The organism is Komagataeibacter sp. FNDCR2, from assembly GCF_021295395.1.
Lineage (GTDB): Bacteria > Pseudomonadota > Alphaproteobacteria > Acetobacterales > Acetobacteraceae > Komagataeibacter.
Map to the genome: position 1 here is coordinate 1,079,269 of NZ_JAIWOU010000001.1, position 22,046 is coordinate 1,101,314.

The window sequence follows — 22,046 nt, forward strand, 5'->3', positions numbered from 1 at the left end:
CTCATCTCACATACACAGGTGGAGGCATGCACCGCGGCCTGCCCGCCCTACCGGATGTCACTGGGTCAGGATGCAGGAACCGTCTGCGGCTGATCCGGGTTCGCCTTGACGGATGTCAGGCTTTCCATGCGGGCCAGACGCTCACGAATCCCGTCGTTGAAGCGGTGCGTGACCATATCCATCGCCACATCGACCGCCGCCGCGAACCCTTCCGCATCGGTCCCGCCATGCGACTTGACTACGACCCCGTTCAGTCCGACGAACACCGCGCCGTTATAGCGGCGTGGATCGAGCCATTCCTTCATGCGCTCCAGACCGGGGCGGACAAGCAGATAGCCGATCCGGCCCAGAAGGCTGGAAGTAAAGACCTGCCGCAGGAGGGTGAACGCCATTTTCAGCGCGCCCTCCCCGGTTTTCAGGGCCACATTGCCGGTAAACCCGTCGGTCACCACCACATCGGTGGTGCCCGCCGTGATGTCGTGCCCTTCCACGAAACCGTGGAACTGCCTGCCCAGCGAACTGCCCCGCAGCACTTCCGCCGCCTGCCGGAGCCGGTCGTCGCCCTTCAGCTCCTCCGACCCGACATTGAGCAGCCCGATGGTGGGCGCGGGCAGTCCCAGCACCGCCTTGGCGAAGGCTTCGCCCATTACGGCGAATTCGACAAGGTTGCGCCAGTCGCACGCCACGTTGGCCCCGAGGTCAAGCATGACCACATCCCCCCGCGTGGTGGGGCTGATGGCCGCCATGGCGGGGCGGGTGATGCCGGGCAGCGTCTTGACCACGATCTTGGCCAGCGCCAGCATCGCCCCGCTGTTGCCAGCGGACACGACGCCCTGCGCCTCGCCCTGCGCCACGGCATCCATGGCCAGCCGCATGGACGAGTCGCGCACCCGCAACGCGGCGGTCGGCTTCATGTCCATGGAAATGGCCGAACGGGCCGGACGGATTGTACAGATGGCGGCCGCGCGCGGATGGCGGCTCAGGAGACCGGACAATTTCGCCTCGTCCCCGACCAGAAGGATTCTGGCCGAAGGATGTCGGTCCGCCGCAATCGCCAGTCCGGCCACCACAACTTCCGGACCGCCATCTCCCCCCATGCCATCAATGGCAAGGGTGTAAGACCCAGTCTCGGAAAAGGAGGAACCTGTCTCGCTCATGCTCGTCTTGTGCCGGGTAAGAAAGAAACGCGCAAGATCAGGATATACACTTTGAAATGACCATATCCCCGCGCATCCCGGGCTGGACGCCCCTGGGGGCGCCCGCCGGCGCGACCCCTGTGGATCGCGCCGTTACCGGGTCATGACGCCATTGGCGTGCTGTTATCAGGCGCGGACCGCCGTCTTCAGCGCCTTGCCGGCGGACGCGACTTCGCGCCCGTCATAATGTCCGCAGTGGCTGCAGACGTGGTGCGGGCGCTTGAGCTCACCGCAGTTGGAGCATTCCGCGTGCGCCTGGACAGGCAGCGCAGCGTGGCTGCGACGCATGCCACGACGGGACGGCGAGGTTTTTCTCTTGGGTACAGCCATGGGCCCGGGCCCCTCCGATCTGGATCACAACCGGCAGGCACACCCTCGTGGCGATACACCGGTCAGTTATCAATAATTGAGGGGGGCGCTCTAGCAGACCATTTACACTTGCGCAAGGGATGATGCGCATGATGTCTGGTGAGTTTCCCCCTCCTCGGCCTCTTCCTTGCGTCAGTTCCGCTTTTTTTTCAACTCGGCCAGGGCGGAAAAAGGCTGCCTGCGTCCGGTTTCCTCGGGCGCGGTTTCTTCCGGCGCCATCAGTTCCGGCGGAATCCTGCTGCCCGGCTTGTGCGGATACGGATCCAGGGCGAGGGAAAGTTCTTCCGTCGCCAGTTCGCCCAGGTCGATGCTGTCGCGTTCATACGGCACCTCATCAACGGTGAAGGGGTCGATTTCGTCTTCCTCGCGGAAGCGTTCAGCGGGGATGCAGCGCACGGTGAACGATTCCGCCAGCACATCCTCGAACGCCTCAAGGCTTATGACACATTCCTGCGTCACATGCGCGGTCAGCCACCCTTCGGCCAGCACTTCCCCCCCGCGCCCCGGCTTGAGCCGGTAGCGGCAGGACAGGTTGCGCAGCCCCACGATCCCAAGCCGCTTCACCAGCTTGCGGCATTCCGCCTCCGATGCCTCGACCACGGTTTCCAAGCCCTTGGCCGGGATGCGCCCCACGGCCATGGGACGGGAAAATTCTGCATCCATGCGTCATACTCCTGCGCGTGTATTCGGGGCCATGCCCGTTGGGGCCTGATGGCGATATTGCGCTGCCCTGCGTGTTTTTCCACCGGCGGGGCGATCTGCGATTGACTTCATTTACCCAATCGGGCACCGGAAAGACGAACCGCGTCATGCGCCATGCCCTTATTGCAGGATATTTTCCGGACCATGAGGTCACCCCAGGTCAAGCAGCCCCGCTCCCGTTCATTACGCCTGTTTTCATGCGCTGTCATCGGGGCGGCGGTCGGGCTGTCGGGCTGCGCGCTGTTCAAGCCGTCCGTCGTGCAACGCGGCTCGCTGGTGGAACCGGATGATTACAACAAGCTCAAGACCGGGCAGAGCACACGCACGGATGTGATGGACGCCCTGGGCTCCCCCACCGCGCACGCCACGTTTGACGACAATACGTGGGTCTATGTCTCCATGACCCAGGTGCTGGCCCCCATAAGCTTCCCGCGCATACGCAAGCAGGAATCGGTGGTGCTGACATTCGATCAGGACGGCATCCTGCGCAACATGCGCGTCCTGCACAAGAACGACGCCCGCTATGTCAGCATGGCGTCGGGCAGCACGCCCACGCCGGGCACCAAGATCAACGTCATGCAGCAGATTCTGGGCAATGTGGGCCGCTACAACCCGCTCAGCCAGATGAGCAGCACCTATGGCGGCAGCACCGGCCCGATGAACAGCATGAACGGCGGGCCGGGCCATGGGGGACAGGGTAACTCCCTGCCCTGATCCACGGGCCGCCTGAGCGCCTATTCCGGCAGGATAATCCTTACCCGCGCGCCCCCCAGTGGCCCCGTCTCCAGCGCGATGTGGCCACCATGGGCGTGAATGATGTCACGCGCGATGGCGAGACCAAGGCCGGTGCCCCCTTCCTTTCCGCTTTCGAACGGGCGGAACACGCTTTCACGCCGGGATTCCTCCACCCCGCACCCGTTGTCATCCACGTACAGGATGACCTGCCCGCGTGCGCGTTCGGCTGAAAGTTCCACGCGGCCGGCATGGTTGCGCGCGTTTTCCACCACATTGTTCAAAACGCGGCGCAGCGCGTTGCTGCGGCCGGTAATGGCCAGACCGGGCGGCACGACCATGCCGATGGTGACATCCGCGCCCATACGGCGCTGGGTGGCCCCGATCTCCTCGAACATCTCCTCCACCCGGATCGCCACGGGAACCTCGGCCCCTTCGCCACGGGCGAAGGACAGATACGCCTCGATCATGCGTTCCATTTCCGCGATATCCCCGATCATGTCGGCAATATCGGGCTGAAGGCTGGCGGCCTCGATCATGCCCGCGCGCGGGAACATGGCCAGTGAGAGCCGCAGCCGGGTCAGCGGCGTGCGCAGGTCGTGCGACACACCGGCCAGAACGGTGGTGCGCTGCTCCACGAAACGGTTGATCCGGTCGCGCATGCGGTTGAAGGCGACGGCGGCCTTGCGTATTTCCTGCGCGCCTTCGGGCACGATGGGTACCGTGTCGCGCCCCAGCCCGAACAGTTCCGCCGCCCGCGCCAGCCGCCTTATGGCGCGCACCTGATTGCGCATGACCAGCGCCGCGATCACGAACAGCACCAGCGCGCTGCCCGACGCCCATGCCACGAACAGCCAGACCGGCGCCACGTCCAGCCGCTTGCGCAGCGCCACGACCTGGAGAATGCCGCCGGGCACCTGCACCAGGATCACCATGTGCCGGTGCGGCCGCTTCCAGTCCACAAGGGTAGGCCACGGCACGTTATCGCGCAGGTCGCGCACCAGATAATCGTCGATGGGGCCAAGCACATGGTTGGTGCCGCTTTTCTGCAGGCTGGCCCCTTCGCGCCATGTCATGACCAGATCCGCGCGCCTGCCCATGTCGTCGAGTATCCATTGCCGGTCCATGGGCGAAGGGTAGCGTTCGAGCATGTCCAGCGTCATGGAAATGGTGGTGACCATGTTGCCCGACAGGCGCCGGGAGACGATCTGGAGATAATTGCCGTAAAACAGTTCCAGGCAGATGGCCTGTGTCACCAGCAGGGGAATGAACCCGATCAGCAGCATCCGCCCCAGCAGGGAACGCGGCAGGATGCGCCGGACCAGACGCTCACGTATCCTGCGCCACCCCTGCGGGGCGGGTGGCGTCTTTTCGGCACCATGGGGGGCGTTCATGCTTTCCCTTTCGGACGCAAAAAAACCGGCTCCCTTGCAGAAGCCGGTTCTTTGCGGGTCAGACCCATATTCCGATAGCGCGCGGGCTTAGAAGCCTTCACGCTCCAGGCGCTTGCGCTCCATCTTGCGGGCGCGGCGCACGGCTTCAGCGGCCTCGCGCGCCTTGCGCTCGGACGGCTTTTCGTAATGACGGCGCAGCTTCATTTCGCGGAAGATGCCTTCACGCTGCATTTTTTTCTTGAGGGCCTTGAGGGCCTGATCAACATTGTTGTCACGAACGAGAACCTGCACTGGGTCATCAACTCCTGGTCGGCCATCCGGTATGGGCGGCGCATGAAACTGAAACTTGGGGAACATCCGCCCGAGGCTATTCCCTTCGTGCGATTCCCAAACGGGCCGCAGCTATATCACACTCCCCCGCGGCAACACAAATCATTCCCGCATATCGGCGCAAAGGAATTTTCATGCGCCTTTCGCCCCCCGGCTGGCATGGACCGCGCCCGTAACAGAGATAAAGGTTTTTCCCGCATGACGCTGCTCAAGATCGCCCGGATGGGCCACCCGGTCCTGCTCCAGCCCGCACAGCCGGTGGCGGACCCGCTGACCCCGTCCATCCGGACCCTGGTGGCCGACATGATCGAAACCATGCTGGATGCCGGTGGCGTCGGACTGGCCGCGCCACAGGTGCACCAGGGCCTGCGGCTGTTCGTGTACCATATCCCCGCGGCCCGCCGTACGGATGCGGAGTCTCCCGCCTGCCCGCCATCCGCCCTGATCAACCCGGTCGTGGAACCCGTTGATGATGAAATGGTGGATAGGATGGAAGGCTGCCTGTCCATTCCGGGCCTGCGCGGCTGGGTGCCCCGGTACGAGCGTGTCGCCTATAAGGGGATGAATGAGCACGGTCAGGAAATCCATGGCATTGCATCGGGCTTTCTGGCCAATGTATTCCAGCATGAATACGACCACCTGAACGGGATCCTGTACCCCATGCGGATGACGGATCTGGCCCGGATGGGATTTGATACGGAAATGGCACGTTACGGAGAACCCGCATGAATCTTTCAGTTCTGGTCGCCGCCGCAACGTCCGCGCTCCAGCCCCCCGCCCTTGCGCATTCACCGCAAAGTGATGCGCTGCTGCGCCGGTTCCTGGCCGATCCGCGCGCGGGGCAACAGCCCTGGACGCTTGCGCTGCTGAAGCAGTGCGTGAGCGCGGATGCGGACATCCTGTTCCCCGGCGGGATGGCCCAGGTGGCGGAAGCCTGCTTCGACCTTATGGACCGGGAGATGCTGGCCGCGACGGACCAGTTCCGCAGCCGCAAGATCAGCCGCCGCGTCCGGGCCGCCATCGTGTTCCGGCTGGACCATGCCGCCCCCCATCGGGGCGCCATACGGCAGGCGCTTGCCGTCCTGCTGGTGCCGACCCATGGCCGGGTCCTCGCCCGCGCGCTGGGCCGGAGCGTGAACGCGATATGGCAGGCGGCGGGCGACACCTCCACCGGCTTTACCTACGTGACCAAGCGCATCACGCTGAGCGGGGTCTATATCTCCACCCTCCTGTTCTGGCTGACGCGTGGCGGCAACCCGGCATCGGTTGAGGAATTCCTGGATCGCCGCCTGGCCGAAGTCGGGCGCGTCACCCGCCTGCGCAACCGCCTGACCGGCCGCATCGCCTGAACACCAAAGTGACCGTTCCCACCCGCCCGTCCCCCACCCGCCACACGCCCGCAGGCGCGGGGGTTGAACTGCTGTTCCTGCGCGATGAGGACATGCGGCAGGCGCAGGAACTGCTCATGCTGGCCTGCCGGGCCTTTACGGGGATGATTGACGACAGCCTGCACGAATACGGCCTGGGGCACGCGCATCACCGCATCATGCAGGTGGTGGCCCTTCAGCCCGGCATCGCCGTGGGTGCGCTGCTGGAGACGCTGGGCATCACCAAGCAGAGCATGAGCCGCGTGCTGGGCGAACTGCTGGCCATGGGCCTCATACGGCACGAAACCGCGCCCGAAGACAGGCGGCGGCGGCGGCTTTACCTCAGCCCACGCGGGGCGGAGATTGAAAACCGGCTGTTTTCCCTGCAACGTGAGGTCCTGCTGCGGGTCTATCGCAAGGCGGGCGGCAAGGCGGTTGATGGTTTCCGCCGGGTCATGCGGGGGCTGATAGACGAATCGGATGCCGCCGGCATATCCACCGAAGCCCACCATTCTCCAGACCGGAGCTCCACATGATCCAGACAGCCTGCGACACATCCCTGCCCCATGACAGCATGATCGTGGACGCGCATGTGGTGGTGGTGGATGACGACCCCCGGCTGCGTCGCCTGCTGCAACGTTACCTGAGCGAACAGGGCTTTCGCGTCAGCGCCGCGTCTTCCGCGCAGGAGGCGCGTCAGGTGCTGGGCTTCATGCAACCCGATGCGCTGGTCCTCGACATTACCATGCCGGGGGAAAACGGGCTGGAACTGACACGCGAATTACGGCGTGAGAAACTGCATTTCCCCATCCTGCTACTGACCGCGCGGGGCGAGCCGGAAGACCGGATCATCGGGCTCGAGGCCGGGGCGGACGATTATCTGGCCAAGCCGTTCGAACCACGCGAACTGCTGCTGCGGCTCAAGGCCCACCTGCGCCACTTCGTCCCGCCCGCGCCCAGCAACAACCTGCGCATCGTGCGGATGGGCGATCTGGAATTCGACCCGGTGCGGGGCCTCCTGTCCAATGCGGAGGGAGTCGTACACCTGACAGGGGGCGAGTCGGCCCTGCTTTCGGTTCTGGCGCGCCACCCAAACGAAATCCTCTCACGCACCGATATCGCCGCCACGCTGGATATGGAGGAAATCGGGGAACGCGCCGTAGATGTGCAGGTGACGCGCCTGCGCCGCCGGATCGAGCCGGACCCGCGCGAGCCGCGCTACCTGCAGACCGTGCGGGGCAAGGGCTACGTGCTCAAGCCCGGCCTTTGAGACATTTCTTCAAGCTAACTGGCTGACAAAAAAACTTCCTTACAGCGCCACGGACTGCCGGAACCGGCCTTCAGGAATCGGAACGGGCTGGCATGACGACCATACCAGCCCGTTTCCTGTCAGCCATATTCGCGCGCGGCGGTTCAGGCCGCGGTGTTCAGGCGCTCAAGTTCGGCCAGCACGGCGCTGCCCATACCATCGGTGTTCACTTCCGTCCGGCCCGCGCTCATGATGTCGGGCGTACGCAGGCCCTTGTCCAGCACATTGGAAACAGCCGTTTCAACCAGCGCCGCCTCCGCCTGCATATCGAAGGAATAGCGGAGCAGCATGGCGAAGGAGAGAATCTGCGCCAGCGGATTGGCCTTGCCCTGCCCGGCGATATCGGGCGCGCTGCCATGGATCGGCTCATACAGCGCGGGCAGGCGGCCGTCCTCGCCCCGCGCCCCCAGCGTGGCGGAAGGCAGCATGCCCAGACTGCCGGTCAGCATCGACGCCAGATCGGACAGCAGGTCGCCAAACAGGTTGCCGGTCACGATCACATCGAACTGGCGCGGGTTGCGCACCATCTGCATCGCGCAGTTATCGGCCAGCATGTGGGTCAGTTCGACATCCGCGTATTCACGCGCATGCAGGTCGGTCACGACCTCCTTCCACAACAGGCCGCTTTCCATCACGTTGCATTTTTCAACCGAACACACCCGGTTGTCACGCTTGCGGGCCAGATCAAAGGCGACGCGGGCCACGCGCTCGATTTCCGCCGTGGTATAGACTTCGGTATTGATGCCACGGCGCGAGCCATCGGGCAGGGTCTCGATACCGCGCGGCGTGCCGAAATAGATGCCGCCCACCGTCTCACGCACGATCATGATGTCCAGGCCGCGCACCACATCGGGCTTGAGCGTGCTGGCGTCCACCAGCGAATCGAACACCTTGGCCGGGCGCAGGTTGGCGAACAGGCCAAGTTCCTGCCGCAGCTTGAGAATCGCAATCTCCGGCCTGCGGTCAAACCCGGCGGATGCCCATTTCGGATCCCCGACCGAGCCGAACAGAACCGCATCCGCCGCCCGCGCCGCGTCGATCACTTCCTGCGTGATGGGTTGGCCATGCACCGCCAGCGACGCACCGCCCACAAGATCCTCGCTCACATCAAAGCGGATACCGCGCGCCTGCGCCATCCAGTCCATGATGCGCCGGACCTCGCGCATGATTTCAGGCCCGATGCCATCGCCTGGCAGGACAAGGAGCTTCTTGGGTGCGGACATGAGGTTTCCCATCCGGATAATCTGGTTGTTGAATGATCTGTCCCGTAATGCGGGCGGCGATCGCCGCCCGGTTCCCTAATCCAGAACGATACGGGGAATCCACGGCTGCGCCTGCGCGCGTTCCGTCTCAAAGGTCTCGATCGCGTTTTCATGCTGCAGGGTCTGGCCGATGTCATCCAGCCCTTCCAGCAGCAGTTTCCTGCGCAGGGGATCGACCGTGAAGGGCACTTCGCTGCCATCGGGCCGGATCACCACCTGCCGGGGCAGGTCGATCGTAAGGCGTGCGTTACTACCCAGACGGGAATCGGCCATCAGCTGTTCACACACCGCGCGTGGCAGCACGATGGGCAGGATACCGTTCTTGAAACAGTTGTTATGGAAAATATCGGCGAAGGAGGGCGCGATCACGCAACGGATCCCGAAATCCAGCAGCGCCCAGGGCGCATGTTCGCGCGATGAACCACACCCCAGATTATCGAATGTGATCAGGATTTCCGCCTTGCGGTACGGCTCCTGATTCAGCACGAAATCCGGGTTTTCCGAGCCATCGGGCCGATAGCGCATGCTGTCGAAGGCATTGACGCCAAGGCCCGAGCGCTTGGTGGTTTTCAGGAACCGCGCCGGGATGATCTTGTCGGTGTCAATATTCTCTTCGGGCAGGGCGGCCGCAATGCCGGTAAGAACGGTGAATTTATCCATCTCAGATCAGCTCCCGCACATCAGTCAGGGTTCCGGTCACGGCGGCGGCCGCCGCCATGGCGGGGGACAGCAGGTGCGTGCGCCCGCCGGGGCCCTGCCTGCCCTCGAAATTACGATTGGACGTCGATGCACAGCGCTGCCCCGGCGTCAGCCGGTCGGGGTTCATGCCAAGGCACATGGAACACCCGGCTTCACGCCACTCGAACCCGGCATCGAGGAACACCTTGTCCAGCCCTTCCTCTTCCGCCTGCGCCTTCACGATGCCCGATCCGGGCACGATCATCGCGCGCACGCCGTCCGCTACCTTCCGCCCGGCGGCGATTGCCGCGGCGGCGCGCAGATCCTCGATCCGGCTGTTGGTGCATGACCCGATGAACACGACATCAACCGGCGTGCCCGCGATCTTCTGCCCCGCTTCCAGCCCCATGTAGTCCAGCATGCGCTGCATCTGCTTGCGGCGCGAGGGATCGGTCTCCGCCGCCGGGTCGGGTACGTTGCCGGTCACGGGAATGACGGTTTCGGGGCTGGTGCCCCATGTCAGGACCGGGGAAATGTCTTCCGCGCGCAGTTCCACCACACGGTCGTAATGCGCGCCTTCATCGGCGGCCAGGGTGCGCCAGTAGGCGACGGCTTCGTCAAACGCAGCACCTTTCGGCGCGAACGGGCGGCCCCGGACATATTCGAACGTGGTTTCATCAGGGGCGACCAGCCCGGCGCGGGCACCGGCCTCAATCGACATGTTGCACACCGTCATGCGGCCCGCCATGTCCAGGTCGCGGATGGCCGAACCGGCGAATTCAATCACATGCCCGGTGCCGCCCGCCGTGCCGATATGGCCGATGATGGCCAGCATGATGTCCTTGGCCGTCACGCCGGGACCGACCTGGCCCTCGACCACCACCTTCATGTTCCTTGCCGGTTTTTGCAGGATGGTCTGGGTCGCCATCACATGCTCGACCTCGGACGTGCCGATGCCGAAGGCCAGCGCGCCCAGCGCGCCATGGGTGGAGGTATGGCTGTCACCGCACACGATGGTCATGCCCGGCAGGGAAATGCCCTGCTCCGGCCCGACCACGTGCACGATGCCCTGCCGCGCCGAAAGCAGGGGGAAATACGGCACGCCGAATTCCTTCACGTTCCGCTCCAGTGTTTCGATCTGGTTGCGGCTTTCGGCCTCCGCGATCGGCTGGGTGCGGTCGGATGTGGGAACGTTGTGGTCAACCACGGCGATTGTCGCATCGGGGTGACGCAGGCGGCGACCGCTCAGGCGCAGCCCCTCGAAGGCCTGCGGGCTTGTGACTTCATGCACAAGATGGCGGTCGATATAGAGAATGGCCGTCTTGTCCGGGAGTGTTTCGACTACATGGCTGTCCCATATCTTGTCGAACAATGTACGCGGGGCCATTCTATTTTCCTCTCCCGGACGGAAACAGGCCGCCATCACGCACGGGACAGGCACGCGACACGCAGCCATCAATTCTCAGGCAAAAACGCTTTGCCCGCCCCCGCCATGGGCGGGAAACGGGCAAAGGATGGGCATATTACTCGGCGGCGGCGACAGGTGCGGCCACCGTCTCGCGCTTGCGCTCGGCAATACGGGCGGACTTGCCGCGACGGCCACGCAGGTAATACAGCTTCGCACGGCGGACGACACCACGGCGCACGACCTTGATCTCGGCGATGGTGGGGGAATACAGCGGGAACACACGCTCCACGCCTTCACCGTTGGAAATCTTGCGCACGGTGAAGTTGCTGTTCAGGCCCTTGTTGGAGCGTGCGATCACCACGCCTTCATAGGCCTGCACGCGCTTGCGGGTGCCTTCGACCACCTCGACGCCGACGCGCACGGTGTCACCCGGTGCGAATTCCGGCACCGCGCGGATGGCTGTCAGGCGGGCAATTTCTTCCGCCTCGTACTTCTGGATGATGTTCATGATCCGGTCCTCGTTCGATAGGATTTCATGTTCAGTTCAGCCGGTCCGCATCGGCACACGGGCCTGCGGTCCGGGGAATGTCTTGACCTGCGCCCGCCCGGTAGGCAGCCCACAGATCCGGCCGACGCGCCTGCGTCACCGTCTCGGACGCCGCGCGTCGCCACCGGGCGATCGCGGCATGATGACCGGACAGCAGGACCTCGGGCACGTCGCGCCCGTCCCATTGTGCCGGCTTGGTATAAAGCGGATATTCAAGCAGGCCATCGGCAAAGCTTTCCTCCACCGCGCTTTCGCCCGATCCCATCACGCCCGGCAGCAGCCGCACGCAGGCATCGAGCAGCACGGTGGCCGCCACTTCCCCACCCGACAGGATGTAATCCCCGATCGAGACCTGTTCGGCGCCCGTGGCTTCGAGCACGCGCTCATCCACCCCTTCGTAACGCCCGCACAGCACCACCACGCCGGGACCGGCCGCATACCGGCGGACATCCGCCTGCGTCAGCCGCCGCCCGCGCGGGGTGGGATACACCAGCGGTCGCCCCGCAAGGCTGGTATCAGCCACCGCGGCGGCCACGACATCGGGGCGCATGACCATTCCGGCCCCGCCGCCAAATGGCGTGTCATCCACCACGCGGTGCCGCCCCAGCCCGTAGGCGCGCATGTCCCGCGCGTCGAGCGACCAGATGCCCCGTTCCAGCGCACGCCCGGCCAGCGACTGCCCCAGCGTGCCGGGGAACATGTCCGGAAACAGCGTCAGCGCCGTTGCCTGCCATGTCATGGTCCGTCCCCCTGCCCTGCGGCGCCGGGAAAGCATTCGACCGGAACCTCGATCTCATCGGGAACGCAGACCGTAATCCGCCCGCCCCGCACATCCACCACCGGCACGCAGGCCTGGGTGAACGGCAGCAGGAGATGCCCGCCCGCGCCTTCGATTTCGAGGCTGGTGCCCGCGCCGTAATCATGTACGGCGGCCACGCGGCCGATCACCCGCTCCATCCCCTGCTCGCGCGCTTCCAGCCCGACCAGATCGGCGAAGTAGAATTCGTCCTGATCCGGCTCGGGCAGGCTGGCGCGCGGCACGTACAGCTTGCGGTTGACCATCTGCTGCGCGGCCTCGCGGCTCTCAATGGCGTTGCCCCGCGCATCGCACAGCCGTGCGACGCCGTTGCCCTGCCAAGACAGCCGCCACGGGCGGCCCAGGTCATCGACCAGCCCGTCATAGGTGGCCAGATCTTCCGCCACGGCGGTATAGCTGTGCACATGCACGAGCCCCCGCACGCCATGCGGACGACCTACCACACCCATCAGGACATGATCGTGGTTCATGGGATGACGGCCCTGCCTTTCCTGCCTGTCTTACCGCGTCACTTACGCCGCGGCTGCGGCGGCAGCGGCAGCGGCACGTTCCTGCGCGCGCTTCTTGGGCGCGGACTTCTTGGGCTGCTCGTTCCAGGTCGGCTTGGGCGCCAGGCCCGCGTTGCCGAGGAAGCGGGCCACGCGGTCGGTCGGCTGCGCGCCGTTGGACAGCCAGTGGCTGATGCGCTCGGCAACCAGACGCACGCGGTCGGCGTGGTCGGAGGGCAGCATCGGGTTGTAGGAACCGACGCGCTCGATGAAGCGGCCATCACGCGGGGAGCGGCTGTCCGCCACGACAATGTGGTAGTAGGGACGCTTTTTCGCACCGGCGCGGGCGAGACGGATCTTGAGGCTCATTTAAGACTTCTCCAGACAGTAAAAAGACAAAGAAAAACGGGAACGACGTTCAGGCTCAGCCAAAAGGCGGACGCCCGCCGCCGCCGGGGGGGCGTCCCCCCTTTGGCATGAGTGCGGACAGACCCTGACGCATCAGCCCCTTCACTCCCAACTTGCTGAACCGCTTCATCATGGAGGCCATCGCGTCGTACTGCTTGAGCAGACGGTTGATCTCCTGCACGGTCGTACCGGACCCGGCGGCGATACGCTTCTTGCGCGACGCCTTGATGATGGAGGGCGTGCGCCGCTCCTTGCGGGTCATGGATGAAATGATGGCCTGATGGCGCTGCAGGACGGAGGTATCAAGCTCCTTGTCCCCCAGCGCGTCCTTGAGCTTGCCCATGCCGGGCAGCATGCCGAGGATGCCGGAAATGGAGCCCATCTTGTTGATCTGACGGATCTGCGCCGCGTAATCATCAAGATCGAACTTGCCCTGCATCATCTTGAGGGCGAGCTTCTCGCTTTCCTCATGATCCAGGGTGTCGGCGGCCTTCTCGACCAGCCCCGCGATGTCGCCCAGCCCGAGGATGCGGCCCGCCACGCGCTCGGGGTGGAATTCCTCCAGCGCGTCCAGCTTCTCACCCGAGCCGGTCAGCTTGATCGGCGCGCCGGTGATGGCCCGCATGGACAGGGCGGCGCCGCCACGGGCATCGCCATCCATACGGGTCATGACAACGCCGGTCACGCCCACGGCCTCGTTAAACGCCTTGGCGGTGTTGACCGCGTCCTGCCCGGTCATGGCGTCGACCACCAGCAGCGTTTCCGCCGGGCTGGTCTCGGCGCGGATGGCGCGCACTTCGTCCATCAGGGCTTCGTCGATCGACAGGCGGCCGGCGGTATCGAGGATGACGATGTCATACCCCTCGCGCCGTCCCGTCTCCATCGCGCGCTTCGCGATCTCGACCGGGGTCTGCCCCGCGATGATGGGCAGCGAGGCAACACCCGCGCGCTCGGCCAGCTGGGCAAGCTGCAACTGGGCCGCGGGGCGCTGCGTATCAAGGCTGGCCAGCAGCACCTTCTTGCGTTCACGCTGCGCCAGGCGGCGCGCGATCTTGCCCGAGGTGGTGGTCTTACCCGAACCCTGGAGCCCGACCATCAGGATCGGCACCGGCGGCACGGCGTTCAGGTTGAGCGGCACCGCACCCGCGCCGCCCAGCGCGTCGATCAGCGCGTCATTGACGATCTTGGCGACGGCCTGACCGGGGGAGATGCTTTCCAGCACCTCGTGCCCCACGGCGCGTTCGCGTACCTTGTTGACGAAATCCTTGACGACAGGCAGCGCCACGTCGGCGTCCAGCATGGCCAGACGCACTTCGCGCATGGCTTCCGTAACATCCGCTTCCGACAGGGCCCCGCGCTTGGCGAGGCCATCGAACACACCGGAAAGCTTGCCTGACAGCGTCTCGAACAACGTATTTCCCCAAAAGAGGACGCGCCACTGCGCGAACCCTCGCGAAGTGACGTGCCTGATTGTCGGGCGGATTTATCCCGCGCGCCGCGCGAAGTCAAGCATTGCACGCGCCCACATAAAAAAACGGCTGCCCGACACCGCCGGACAGCCGCCTTTCAGCCTGCGCCGCGCGTGGTGGCGGCGGTGGTGGCGTAATCTTACTTGTGGTCGTCGTCCGACGGCGGCGGCGGCGCGGTCAGCGCGCGAAGCTGCTCGTGCAGGCTGGCGACCTTGTCCTGCGTCTCACGGATCTGGTTGAGCTGGTCCGCGGTCAGGATGTCGTGGATGCGGATGGCCGTCTGCAGGTGGGCGGCCTCATGCTGCTGGTGCAGGGTCGCGATCTGCTGCTGGAGGCTGGTGATCTGGGCTTCATCCACCTTGCCCGGCGTCGCCAGCAGGTCCTGGATCTGCTTGTGAAGCTGGTGTTCCTGCTCCATGTCGGCATGGAAATCGGGATGGCTGTCGTTCAGGATGGCCTTGAGCTTCTTCTGCTGCGCAGTGGTCAGCTGGACATTCGTCAGGAACGGCATGCCGCCGTAGCCGCCCGGCCCACCGGGGAAGCAGCCCGGACCTTTCTGGGGGGCATGATGGGCGGCAAGAGCCTGTCCGGACAGGCCCGCCAAGCCACCAACGAGGGTGGCGGCCAGAATCATTTTCTTCATCATGGGAACCAAGTCTACTCCTGTTATAACTTATTCCATACCCTGCCTGCCCCCGGAAGGTCATGCAAGGCCTGCAAACATAACGCTATAACAGCCGATGCGTTCAATGTGGGCAAACTTGCTACAAAGTGTAAGGAGACCGGGCCGCCCCTATCCGAAACGGCCGGTGATATAATCCTGCGTGCGCTTTTCACGCGGGGCGGTGAACATGCGGTCGGCGCTGTCCACTTCCACCACCTCGCCCATATAGAAGAAGGCGACCTGATCGGCGCAGCGGGCGGCCTGTTGCAGGTTGTGGGTAACGATGGCGATGGTGAAATCGGCCTTCAGTTCATCCAGCAGTTCCTCGATCCGCGCGGTCGAGACGGGATCGAGCGCACTGGTCGGCTCATCGAGCAGCACAACTTCGGGGCGGGTTGCGATCGTGCGTGCGATGCATAGCCGCTGCTGCTGCCCGCCGGACAGGGCCGCGGCCGAATCGTGCAGCCTGTCGCGCACCTCCGGCCACAGGGCGACGCGCCGCAGCACGTCCTCCACCCGCGCATCCATCGCGCCACGGTCCAGACGTTCGTGCAGGCGCACGCCAAAGGCGATGTTGTCGTAAATCGACATGGGGAATGGCGTGGGTTTCTGGAACACCATGCCCACGCGTGAGCGCAGGACGTTCAGGTTCACCTTCGGCCCCAGGATGTTGCAGCCGTCAAAAATGACCTCTCCCGTCGCGCGCTGGCCGGGATAGAGGTCGTACATCCGGTTCAGCACACGCAGCAGGGTGGACTTGCCGCAGCCCGAAGGCCCGATCATGCCCGTGACCTGGCCCTGCGGAAAATCGATGGAGATGTTCCGCAGCGCGTGGTTCGCGCCGTAATAGAAATCCAGGTTACGCACGGCAATCGCCGCGGGCGCCGGGTTCTTTTCCGCGACTGTCATATTCATTTCCTGTTACGTCCCAGCCCCAGCCGCACGGTTATGTTAATCATCAGGATACCCGTCGTAATCAGCAGCGCACCCGTCCAGGCCAGCGCCGTCCAGTCCGCATAGGCCGCGCCGGCGTACTGGTAGATGGTGACCGGCAGGCTGGCCATGGGGGCCGTGGGCGAGACCGACCAGTTCATGTTCCCAAGCGAGGTGAACAGCAGCGGCGCCGTCTCCCCCGAGACGCGGGCAAGGGCGAGCAGGATGCCCGTCGCCACCCCATCGCGCGCCGCGCGCAGGCAGACGGACATGATGACCCGCCACCGGGGCGCGCCAAGGGCGAACGCCGCCTCCCGCATGGAAAGCGGCACGAGGCGAAGCATGTCCTCCGTGGTGCGCACCACAACCGGCACCACCAGAATGGACAGGGCCAGCGCCCCGGCCAGACCGGAAAAATGCCCTGTCGGCACCACCACGATCATGTAGATGAACAGCCCCACCAGAATGGATGGCGCCGACAGCAGCAGGTCGGACACGAACCGGACGGCATTGATCAGCCACCCGTCCGTGCTTGTGAATTCGGCAAGGTAGATACCGGTCAGCAGGCCCACGGGCGCGCCGATCAGCACGGCCAGCCCGGTCTGGATCAGGCTGCCCACAATGGCGTTGGCAAGCCCCCCATCCTGGCCCGGCGGCAGGGTGACATGCGCGAACGTGACCCAGCGCAGCCCCCCGATCCCGTTGCGCACCAGCACGAACAGGATGGAAAACAGCATGAGCAGCACCAGCGCGGTCGCGGCCCAGCACAGGCCTGTGGCGACCCGGTCCACCATGCGCCTGCGCATGTCGGACAGGCTGTTACCCTGCCAGCGCCCCGATGTGCAGCCCGTCTCCACCGGCGCGGCCGCGACCGTCACGTTCTCCGGACCCGTCATCTAGCGACCCGCCGCCTTGCTGCGCAGCAGCAGCCGCGAACAGACCAGCGTTCCAAGGGAGATCAGCATAAGCAGGAAGCCCACCGCCATCAGAGACGAGAATTTAAGGCTGCCCACCGCGCTTTCGGGAAATTCGAGCGCGATCAGCGAAGCGATCGTGTTGCCCGGCGAAAACAGCGACCAGCCGATATGGTTGGCGTTGCCGATGACGAAGGTGATGGCCATCGTCTCCCCCAGCGCGCGCCCAAGCCCGAGCATGACCCCGCCCACCACCGATGTCCGCGACCACGGCAGGATGATGCGGCGCACCACTTCCCACCGGGTCATGCCCAGGCCATAGGCGCTTTCCTTCAGCACGGCGGGCATGGACAGGAAGACATCGCGCATGACGGCGGAAATGAACGGCGTGATCATGACTGCCAGGATCATGCCCCCCGTCAGGAAACCGGTGCCATAGGGCGCGCCACGGAACAGCGTGCCAACACCCGGCAGCCGCCCCAGCGTATGGCCCGCCAGCGGTTCCACGTAATGGGCCATGAACGGCACCAGCACCGCGAATCCCCACATGCCGAAAATGATGGAGGGCACCGCCGCCAGAAGCTGGATCAGCGTGCCGATCACGCCCGCGATGCGCGAGGATGCTATTTCGGTCAGCCAGACCGCGATACCGAAGGCCAGCGGCACCGCCATGGCGATGGCCAGCAGGGACGTGACCAGCGTGCCGAACATGGGGGCGGCCGCGCCAAAGTGCTGGGTGACGGGATTCCAGGCCTTGTCGAACAGGAAACCCGGCCCGAACGTGCCGAACGCGCCGCGCGCGCCCCACGCCATGACCGCCACCATCCCGCCCAGCCCGAGCAGGATCAGGACCGCGCTGCAACGGACAATGGTGGCGAACACGGCATCACCGTTCCCCCTGACCGCCCCCGTCAGGGCTGAAGGGGATGTTGCAGACCGATCCATACAGAAGACCTCCGTGCCGCCACACGTCTCACAGTTTCCAACATTCGCGCCCGCAGGCACACCGGGTTGCCGGGACCAATACTGGACCGGGCGCCGGTTCCGCAACCGTCATGATCGCCCAAGGCCAAAGTTTGCACCAAATCGTTGTATTTTTATGCGGTTCCGCTGGTCCCGCCACTACGCCCGGCCAGCAGCAGTTCGCGCAGCACGCCGCGCCCGGCCTCGACCGACATGCGCTCCAGCACCAGTGCATTGGGCTGCACGCCCGGGGCGCCGAGATGCCGGGCCACCGTCATCCCGCGCGTGAACGTGCCACGGCATTCCACATCCACATGGGCCAGATGCCCGCTGAAGATGCCGGGGCTGAGCAGCGCCAGCAGGGGGGCTGCCGCGCGCAGCGAAATATCCACCCCGCTACCCCGCGCCCCCCCGGTGCGGGCGGCGGCCAGCAGGGCATGCACCCGCCCCGCGACGGAAGCGGGCATCGCGCCCATGGGGGCAAGCTGCTCCATCCATACGGCATCGGCGTTCAGGCGGGCGGTGCAGTCCAGCGGGATCAGGGTAACGGGCACGCCCATGGAAAGCACCGTGGCCGCCGCCTCCGGATCCGCCACCATGTTGCGCTCCGCCACCGTCGTCGCATCCCCGGGGGAAAGGAGCGCACCGCCACTTATGATCACGCCATGCAGGTGCGTGCGGATGTCCGGGGCCTGTATCAGCGCCAGCGCCAGCGTGGTGAGCGGGCCGGAACAGCATATGGTCACGCTGTCCGGCGGGCAGGCCCGAATCGCCTGCACCAGGTACTGCGCGCCCAGACCGTCCTCGCCCTGCGGCGCGGGGCCGGGCATGCCCGCCGGGACCAGCGCGCCGGGACAGCCCGCATGCACGCCCACCCCCGCCATGCCGTACTGGTGCAGCAGGTCGCGCGCCTGCCTGACCGCCCCTTCAACCCGTGACGCCCCGCCACTGAACAGCACCTGCACCGGACGCACATGATCGGGAACCTGCATGGCGGCGAACAGGGCCGCCATGTCCTGCGCATCAGGTGTCAGATCGAGAATGATGGGCCGAGTCATGGGCTTCCTGTCCTGCATGGTTGCGTGGTTCATGGGTGGTGGTGATCTGTTGCAACAGTTCAGTCAATATCCTCGTGCCGGGGCTGCCAGTACAGCGCGCGCACCAGCAGCCAGTCCACGCCCCACCACAGCAGCACCGTCATGGCCGCCAGCACGGCAAGGGCCGCGAACATGAGATCCGTCTGGAAGCGGGTATTCGCGGTTTGCATGAGAAAGCCCAGCCCGGAGGAAGCCCCGACCCACTCCCCCACCACCGCGCCAATGGGCGCGATGGCGGTGGCCATCCGCACCCCCGATGCAAAGGACGGCATGGCGGCGGGCAGGCGCACATGCGCCAGAACCCGCAGCCGGGTCGCCCCCATGGTGCGGGCCAGATCCATCCATCCGGCCTCGGTCTGGCGCAGGCCGTCGCCCAGGGCGGAGGTGACGGGGAAGAAGATGACCAGAACCGCCATGACCACCTTGGACGCCATGCCGAATCCGAACCACAGCACCAGCAGCGGCGCCAGCGCGAAGACCGGCACCGCCTGGCTGAACAGCACCACCGGCATGATCCAGCGCCGCAACGGCGTCCATAACGCCATGGCCACCGCCAGCGCGCTCCCCGCCCCGATCCCCAGCACGAGACCGAGCAGCGTTTCCTCCCCCGTGGTCAGTGCGGCGGGAAGCAGTTGCGCCCGCCCCGTCCACAGCGCGCGCGCCACGGCGGCGGGCGGGGGCAGCATGTAGGCCGGGATGCCACCCCACCGCCCCAGCCCCCACCACAGGGCCACCAGCCCCGCCAGCGTGATGAGCGGGCGCAGGATTTTCCCGGTTCGGGCAGCAGCCACGCCGGTCATTGCAGCATCCGCCGCAACAGGGCGGACTGCGTGGCCAGAACGGCGGGGTCGTCCACCGCGCGGGGCACGCGCCCCCCGGGCACGGTCATCGCGCTGATCATGGCCGGATGGCCCGCCATGAGCAGCATGCTATCCGCCAGGCGACAGGCCTCCAGCGGGTCATGGGTGATCAGCACGACGGTACGCCCCGCCAGCATGCGCCCGGCCAGATCCTGCATGCGGGCGCGGGTCACGCTATCAAGTGCGGAAAACGGTTCGTCCATCAGGATGACCGGGCGGTTCTCATACAGCACGCGGGCCAGCGCCGCGCGCTGGCGCATGCCGCCGGACAGGGTGGCGGGCAGGGCCGCGGCATGGGCCGCCAGCCCTACGCAGTCCAGCAGGTGAATCATGCGCGCGCGATCCGGCGGCTCACCGCGCAGGCGCGCGCCCAGCATGACGTTCTCGGCTATGCTGGCCCATGGCAGCAGCAGATCCTGTTGCCCCATCCATGCGATGCGCCCCGACAGCGGCAACCCGTCATCCGCGACGATACGCCCCCGGCCCGGCGCCACCAGCCCCCCCAGCATACGCAGCAGCGAGGTCTTGCCCACCCCGCTCGCGCCCAGCAGGACGGTCATGATCCCGCCCCCGATCCGCAGGTCCAGGTCCCGGAACAGGGGGGCGCCCCCGAAATCCAGCCCGACGCCTTCAAGATGGATGGCGGGCGCCGCCTGCATCATTTCCTGCGGGTGGGATAGGGAATGCCCAGCGCGTCGCGCGCGCTCGTGGCCAGACGGTCCACGCGTTCGTTGTTCTCATCGCCCGAATGGCCGCGCACCCATTTCCACTCGATCTCATGCTTCGCGCTTACATCAAGCAGGCGACGCCACAGATCCATGTTCGCCACCGGGTCGCCCGAGGCATTGCGCCAGTTGCGCCTGACCCAGCCCGTGCTCCAGCGCATGATGCCGTTACGTACATATTCGCTGTCGGTATGCAGCACCACGCGGCAGGGACGCTTGAGGGCTTCCAGCGCCTCCGCCGCGGCGGTGAGTTCCATGCGGTTGTTGGTGGTTTCCGCCTCGCCGCCGGACAGTTCGCGTTCCTGCCCGCGACAGCACAGCAGCGCGCCCCATCCACCGGGGCCGGGATTGGGCTTGCAGCCGCCATCGGTCCAGATCTCGACCACATCGCTCGTCGCGGCCGGGGTGTCCACCGTGGTCGTGTTCTCACTCATGGCAGAAACCTCTCGCCCATACGGGCGGCGCAGAATTCCATCCGCGCCAGATAGTCCAGTGGATCCTTGCGCGTCACCAGCGCATCGGGCGGGGTGTTGATCCAGTCGTACAGCCGCGTCATCGTGAAGCGCAGGGCCGCGCCGGTGGCAAGCGTGGCCAGGGCCGCTTCCTCCGCCACTTCCAGCGGGCGGACGCTGTTGTAGCCCGCCACCATGGCGGTCGCGCGCGCGGGCACGAAACGCTGCGCGTCGTCAAAGCACCATGCATTGAGGGCGATGGCCAGGTCATAGGCGTACCAGTCGGTACAGGCGAAATAGAAGTCGATCAGCCCCGACAGCCTGCCATCGCGGAAGAACACGTTATCGGGGAACAGGTCGGCATGGATCTGCCCGCGCGGCAGGGAGGGATTGTTCCCCGTGCCGGGCCATGCGGGCAGGACGCGCGCCAGTACATCGCCAATCTCGCGCACCAGGCCGGGGCGTACCTCATCCCCCCGCGCCCGGCAGGCTTCCAGCAGCCCGGTCCATGACTGCGGCCCCATGGAATTGGGACGTTCGGCCACGTAGCCTTCACCCAGCAGGTGCAGGCGCGCCATGGCCGCCCCCACCTGCGCGCACATATCCACATCCACCCGCCGCGACCATGCGCCGGGCAGGAAGGTGGTGATCGCCGCGGGCCGGCCCGACAGCATGCGCAGGGTCCGCCCCTGCCTGTCCGCCACCGGCAGCGGGCAGGACAGCCCGTGTTCGGCCAGATACTGCATGAGCCCGAGGAACCACGGCAGTTCATCGGGGTTCACGCGCCGTTCGTACAGCGTCAGGATAAAGGTGGCCTGGGTGGTCTTCAGCAGGAAATTGCTGTTTTCCACCCCTTCCGCAATGCCCTGGCAGGCGACGGGCCTGCCGATGTCATAGCCTTCCAGAAACGCAGCCAGCGCATCTTCCGGCACTTCGGTATAGACTGCCATGCCCTGATACGG

General features: G+C 65.7%; 27 protein-coding genes. 5 read left to right on the forward strand and 22 right to left on the reverse strand.

Features of this window, described 5'->3' with window-relative positions; genetic code table 11:
• Positions 1–65: 65 nt before the first annotated feature.
• From plsX to LDL28_RS05115, 3 genes are all read right to left on the reverse strand, one after another.
• Positions 66–1,157: a phosphate acyltransferase PlsX gene (gene plsX / locus LDL28_RS05105; protein WP_233057504.1), complete on the reverse strand. Its 1,092-nt coding sequence runs from the start codon at positions 1,155–1,157 to the stop codon at positions 66–68.
• A gap of 165 nt (positions 1,158–1,322) precedes the next feature.
• A complete protein-coding gene (rpmF, locus tag LDL28_RS05110; protein ID WP_003620805.1) occupies positions 1,323–1,526 on the reverse strand; it encodes a 50S ribosomal protein L32 in 204 nt (67 codons plus the stop codon).
• Between the two features lie 171 nt (positions 1,527–1,697).
• Positions 1,698–2,228 carry a DUF177 domain-containing protein gene (locus LDL28_RS05115; protein ID WP_233057505.1) on the reverse strand — a complete coding sequence of 177 codons (531 nt, stop codon included), beginning with the start codon at positions 2,226–2,228 and terminating at the stop codon, positions 1,698–1,700.
• Between the two features lie 183 nt (positions 2,229–2,411).
• Between LDL28_RS05115 and LDL28_RS05120 the strand changes: the two genes are divergently transcribed.
• On the forward strand, positions 2,412–2,981 hold the full coding sequence (locus LDL28_RS05120; protein WP_233057506.1) for an outer membrane protein assembly factor BamE: 570 nt from the start codon (positions 2,412–2,414) through the stop codon (positions 2,979–2,981).
• A gap of 20 nt (positions 2,982–3,001) precedes the next feature.
• On the opposite strand, the gene LDL28_RS05125 is transcribed toward LDL28_RS05120, so the two are convergent.
• Positions 3,002–4,393 (reverse strand): HAMP domain-containing sensor histidine kinase, encoded by a 1,392-nt coding sequence (locus LDL28_RS05125; protein WP_233057507.1) that lies wholly within the window; start codon positions 4,391–4,393, stop codon positions 3,002–3,004.
• Between the two features lie 87 nt (positions 4,394–4,480).
• Positions 4,481–4,684 (reverse strand): 30S ribosomal protein S21, encoded by a 204-nt coding sequence (gene rpsU / locus LDL28_RS05130; RefSeq protein ID WP_010506446.1) that lies wholly within the window; start codon positions 4,682–4,684, stop codon positions 4,481–4,483.
• A 237-nt stretch (positions 4,685–4,921) separates the two neighbouring features.
• Here rpsU and def point away from each other — a divergent pair, with 237 nt between their 5' ends.
• Genes def through LDL28_RS05150 form a run of 4 tightly spaced genes read left to right on the forward strand, consistent with a single transcriptional unit; the run spans position 4,922 to position 7,360 of the window.
• The gene (gene def / locus LDL28_RS05135; RefSeq protein ID WP_233057508.1) at positions 4,922–5,452 is read left to right on the forward strand and encodes a peptide deformylase; all 531 of its coding nucleotides are present in this window, start codon (positions 4,922–4,924) and stop codon (positions 5,450–5,452) included.
• The gene (locus tag LDL28_RS05140) at positions 5,449–6,072 is read left to right on the forward strand and encodes a COQ9 family protein (RefSeq protein ID WP_233057509.1); all 624 of its coding nucleotides are present in this window, start codon (positions 5,449–5,451) and stop codon (positions 6,070–6,072) included. The genes def and LDL28_RS05140 overlap by 4 nt, the downstream gene beginning before the upstream one ends.
• Before the next feature lie 8 nt (positions 6,073–6,080).
• A complete protein-coding gene (locus LDL28_RS05145) occupies positions 6,081–6,626 on the forward strand; it encodes a MarR family transcriptional regulator (protein WP_233057510.1) in 546 nt (181 codons plus the stop codon).
• The gene (locus LDL28_RS05150; protein WP_233057511.1) at positions 6,623–7,360 is read left to right on the forward strand and encodes a response regulator; all 738 of its coding nucleotides are present in this window, start codon (positions 6,623–6,625) and stop codon (positions 7,358–7,360) included. Before LDL28_RS05145 ends, LDL28_RS05150 begins: the two co-directional genes overlap by 4 nt.
• A 143-nt stretch (positions 7,361–7,503) precedes the next feature.
• Here LDL28_RS05150 and leuB read toward each other — a convergent pair whose 3' ends face one another.
• The 17 genes from leuB to LDL28_RS05235 form a co-directional block, all read right to left on the reverse strand.
• Entirely contained in the window at positions 7,504–8,622 is a 1,119-nt protein-coding gene (leuB, locus tag LDL28_RS05155) for a 3-isopropylmalate dehydrogenase (RefSeq protein ID WP_233057512.1), read from the reverse strand.
• Positions 8,623–8,697: 75 nt separating this feature from the next.
• A complete protein-coding gene (leuD, locus tag LDL28_RS05160) occupies positions 8,698–9,321 on the reverse strand; it encodes a 3-isopropylmalate dehydratase small subunit (RefSeq protein ID WP_233057513.1) in 624 nt (207 codons plus the stop codon).
• A 1-nt stretch (position 9,322) separates the two neighbouring features.
• Positions 9,323–10,726 (reverse strand): 3-isopropylmalate dehydratase large subunit, encoded by a 1,404-nt coding sequence (gene leuC, locus LDL28_RS05165; protein ID WP_233057514.1) that lies wholly within the window; start codon positions 10,724–10,726, stop codon positions 9,323–9,325.
• Positions 10,727–10,862: 136 nt separating this feature from the next.
• Complete coding sequence (rplS, locus tag LDL28_RS05170) at positions 10,863–11,255, reverse strand: 50S ribosomal protein L19 (protein ID WP_233057515.1); 393 nt, start codon at positions 11,253–11,255, stop codon at positions 10,863–10,865.
• Positions 11,256–11,286: 31 nt separating this feature from the next.
• Positions 11,287–12,033: a tRNA (guanosine(37)-N1)-methyltransferase TrmD gene (trmD, locus tag LDL28_RS05175; RefSeq protein WP_233057516.1), complete on the reverse strand. Its 747-nt coding sequence runs from the start codon at positions 12,031–12,033 to the stop codon at positions 11,287–11,289.
• Positions 12,030–12,581, reverse strand: coding sequence for a ribosome maturation factor RimM (rimM, locus tag LDL28_RS05180; RefSeq protein WP_233057517.1), 552 nt, complete (start codon positions 12,579–12,581; stop codon positions 12,030–12,032). Before rimM ends, trmD begins: the two co-directional genes overlap by 4 nt.
• A gap of 42 nt (positions 12,582–12,623) precedes the next feature.
• Positions 12,624–12,968, reverse strand: coding sequence for a 30S ribosomal protein S16 (rpsP, locus tag LDL28_RS05185; RefSeq protein WP_183479040.1), 345 nt, complete (start codon positions 12,966–12,968; stop codon positions 12,624–12,626).
• A gap of 55 nt (positions 12,969–13,023) precedes the next feature.
• Positions 13,024–14,418, reverse strand: coding sequence for a signal recognition particle protein (ffh, locus tag LDL28_RS05190; protein ID WP_233057518.1), 1,395 nt, complete (start codon positions 14,416–14,418; stop codon positions 13,024–13,026).
• Between the two features lie 197 nt (positions 14,419–14,615).
• A complete protein-coding gene (locus LDL28_RS05195; protein ID WP_233057519.1) occupies positions 14,616–15,122 on the reverse strand; it encodes a Spy/CpxP family protein refolding chaperone in 507 nt (168 codons plus the stop codon).
• A gap of 147 nt (positions 15,123–15,269) precedes the next feature.
• The gene (gene pstB / locus LDL28_RS05200) at positions 15,270–16,055 is read right to left on the reverse strand and encodes a phosphate ABC transporter ATP-binding protein PstB (RefSeq protein WP_233057520.1); all 786 of its coding nucleotides are present in this window, start codon (positions 16,053–16,055) and stop codon (positions 15,270–15,272) included.
• Entirely contained in the window at positions 16,052–16,969 is a 918-nt protein-coding gene (pstA, locus tag LDL28_RS05205; protein ID WP_233057521.1) for a phosphate ABC transporter permease PstA, read from the reverse strand. The genes pstB and pstA overlap by 4 nt, the downstream gene beginning before the upstream one ends.
• Positions 16,970–17,932 carry a phosphate ABC transporter permease subunit PstC gene (pstC, locus tag LDL28_RS05210; protein ID WP_233057522.1) on the reverse strand — a complete coding sequence of 321 codons (963 nt, stop codon included), beginning with the start codon at positions 17,930–17,932 and terminating at the stop codon, positions 16,970–16,972.
• Positions 17,933–18,084: 152 nt separating this feature from the next.
• Positions 18,085–19,008: a nucleoside hydrolase gene (locus LDL28_RS05215; protein ID WP_233057523.1), complete on the reverse strand. Its 924-nt coding sequence runs from the start codon at positions 19,006–19,008 to the stop codon at positions 18,085–18,087.
• Between the two features lie 59 nt (positions 19,009–19,067).
• Positions 19,068–19,847 carry an ABC transporter permease gene (locus LDL28_RS05220; protein WP_233057524.1) on the reverse strand — a complete coding sequence of 260 codons (780 nt, stop codon included), beginning with the start codon at positions 19,845–19,847 and terminating at the stop codon, positions 19,068–19,070.
• Positions 19,844–20,569, reverse strand: a complete 726-nt coding sequence (locus LDL28_RS05225; RefSeq protein ID WP_233057525.1) for an ABC transporter ATP-binding protein — start codon at positions 20,567–20,569, stop codon at positions 19,844–19,846. The genes LDL28_RS05220 and LDL28_RS05225 overlap by 4 nt, the downstream gene beginning before the upstream one ends.
• Positions 20,566–21,066 (reverse strand): ribonuclease HI, encoded by a 501-nt coding sequence (rnhA, locus tag LDL28_RS05230; protein ID WP_233057526.1) that lies wholly within the window; start codon positions 21,064–21,066, stop codon positions 20,566–20,568. The genes LDL28_RS05225 and rnhA overlap by 4 nt, the downstream gene beginning before the upstream one ends.
• Positions 21,063–22,034, reverse strand: coding sequence for a homoserine kinase (locus LDL28_RS05235; protein WP_233057527.1), 972 nt, complete (start codon positions 22,032–22,034; stop codon positions 21,063–21,065). The genes rnhA and LDL28_RS05235 overlap by 4 nt, the downstream gene beginning before the upstream one ends.
• Positions 22,035–22,046: the final 12 nt, after the last annotated feature.

Excerpts from the sequence above, each read along its gene's own strand:
- plsX (WP_233057504.1), bottom strand. The coding sequence starts at position 1,157 with ATGAGCGAGACAGGTTCCTCCTTTTCCGAGACTGGGTCTTACACCCTT.
- rpmF (WP_003620805.1), bottom strand. The coding sequence starts at position 1,526 with ATGGCTGTACCCAAGAGAAAAACCTCGCCGTCCCGTCGTGGCATGCGT.
- LDL28_RS05115 (WP_233057505.1), bottom strand. The coding sequence starts at position 2,228 with ATGGATGCAGAATTTTCCCGTCCCATGGCCGTGGGGCGCATCCCGGCC.
- LDL28_RS05120 (WP_233057506.1), top strand. The coding sequence starts at position 2,412 with ATGAGGTCACCCCAGGTCAAGCAGCCCCGCTCCCGTTCATTACGCCTG.
- LDL28_RS05125 (WP_233057507.1), bottom strand. The coding sequence starts at position 4,393 with ATGAACGCCCCCCATGGTGCCGAAAAGACGCCACCCGCCCCGCAGGGG.
- def (WP_233057508.1), top strand. The coding sequence starts at position 4,922 with ATGACGCTGCTCAAGATCGCCCGGATGGGCCACCCGGTCCTGCTCCAG.
- LDL28_RS05140 (WP_233057509.1), top strand. The coding sequence starts at position 5,449 with ATGAATCTTTCAGTTCTGGTCGCCGCCGCAACGTCCGCGCTCCAGCCC.
- LDL28_RS05150 (WP_233057511.1), top strand. The coding sequence starts at position 6,623 with ATGATCCAGACAGCCTGCGACACATCCCTGCCCCATGACAGCATGATC.
- leuB (WP_233057512.1), bottom strand. The coding sequence starts at position 8,622 with ATGTCCGCACCCAAGAAGCTCCTTGTCCTGCCAGGCGATGGCATCGGG.
- leuD (WP_233057513.1), bottom strand. The coding sequence starts at position 9,321 with ATGGATAAATTCACCGTTCTTACCGGCATTGCGGCCGCCCTGCCCGAA.
- leuC (WP_233057514.1), bottom strand. The coding sequence starts at position 10,726 with ATGGCCCCGCGTACATTGTTCGACAAGATATGGGACAGCCATGTAGTC.
- rplS (WP_233057515.1), bottom strand. The coding sequence starts at position 11,255 with ATGAACATCATCCAGAAGTACGAGGCGGAAGAAATTGCCCGCCTGACA.
- trmD (WP_233057516.1), bottom strand. The coding sequence starts at position 12,033 with ATGACATGGCAGGCAACGGCGCTGACGCTGTTTCCGGACATGTTCCCC.
- rimM (WP_233057517.1), bottom strand. The coding sequence starts at position 12,581 with ATGAACCACGATCATGTCCTGATGGGTGTGGTAGGTCGTCCGCATGGC.
- rpsP (WP_183479040.1), bottom strand. The coding sequence starts at position 12,968 with ATGAGCCTCAAGATCCGTCTCGCCCGCGCCGGTGCGAAAAAGCGTCCC.
- LDL28_RS05195 (WP_233057519.1), bottom strand. The coding sequence starts at position 15,122 with ATGATGAAGAAAATGATTCTGGCCGCCACCCTCGTTGGTGGCTTGGCG.
- pstB (WP_233057520.1), bottom strand. The coding sequence starts at position 16,055 with ATGAATATGACAGTCGCGGAAAAGAACCCGGCGCCCGCGGCGATTGCC.
- pstA (WP_233057521.1), bottom strand. The coding sequence starts at position 16,969 with ATGACGGGTCCGGAGAACGTGACGGTCGCGGCCGCGCCGGTGGAGACG.
- pstC (WP_233057522.1), bottom strand. The coding sequence starts at position 17,932 with ATGGATCGGTCTGCAACATCCCCTTCAGCCCTGACGGGGGCGGTCAGG.
- LDL28_RS05215 (WP_233057523.1), bottom strand. The coding sequence starts at position 19,008 with ATGACTCGGCCCATCATTCTCGATCTGACACCTGATGCGCAGGACATG.
- LDL28_RS05220 (WP_233057524.1), bottom strand. The coding sequence starts at position 19,847 with ATGACCGGCGTGGCTGCTGCCCGAACCGGGAAAATCCTGCGCCCGCTC.
- LDL28_RS05225 (WP_233057525.1), bottom strand. The coding sequence starts at position 20,569 with ATGATGCAGGCGGCGCCCGCCATCCATCTTGAAGGCGTCGGGCTGGAT.
- rnhA (WP_233057526.1), bottom strand. The coding sequence starts at position 21,066 with ATGAGTGAGAACACGACCACGGTGGACACCCCGGCCGCGACGAGCGAT.
- LDL28_RS05235 (WP_233057527.1), bottom strand. The coding sequence starts at position 22,034 with ATGGCAGTCTATACCGAAGTGCCGGAAGATGCGCTGGCTGCGTTTCTG.